Genomic DNA, 598 nt, shown 5'->3' on the forward strand with positions numbered 1-598 from the left:
ACGGGTGGCGCCGAGGCCGTGCCCCAGGACGACGACGGGCGGGGAGGTGACGCCCGTGGGGAGGTAGAGCCATCCGGCACAGGTGCTGTCGCCGGAAGGGAACGAGATGTCATGAAGGGTGAAGGAATGAGCAGTGGTCATCGTCGGCTCACCGTCCGTTCGCCGAGCGGTGCCCGGGCACACTGCCCGAGGCGAGCGCCTGCGCGTAGGTGTCCGGCCTGTAGAGCGGGAGCTCACCGGTGGCGTCCGTCGTCTCCATGTAGTCGAGCATCAGTTTCTGCCCCTCCTTCGACATGACTCGGGTGAAGAACTCGGCGCGTTCGACGTGCAGGCCGTCCTCCAGTGACATCGAGCCGCCGAAGTACACCGACCTCTTGGCGGCCGCGACCGACCCCTTCGACCGCTTGCCGAAGCGCTCGGCGAGTTCCAACGCCTGTGCGAGCACCTTGTGTTGGGGAGCGACCTGGTCGACCGCCCCGTTGGCGAGAGCCTCCGCAGGTGTGAACGGCTTGCCTTCGAGGATCGCGGCCAGGGACCGGTGGGTGCCGATCAGGCGGGTCAGCCGCTGGGTGCCGCCTCCGCCCGGGATGATGCCGAG

General features: G+C 68.4%; 1 protein-coding gene. It reads right to left on the minus strand.

Features of this window, described 5'->3' with window-relative positions; translation table 11 throughout:
- Positions 1-148 precede the first annotated feature (148 nt).
- On the minus strand, positions 149-598 hold a 450-nt coding region (locus tag KUM49_RS38780), incomplete at its 5' end, for an enoyl-CoA hydratase/isomerase family protein (RefSeq protein WP_217241646.1).

This window comes from Streptomyces sp. AC555_RSS877, from assembly GCF_019049245.1.
Taxonomy (GTDB): Bacteria; Actinomycetota; Actinomycetes; order Streptomycetales; family Streptomycetaceae; genus Streptomyces.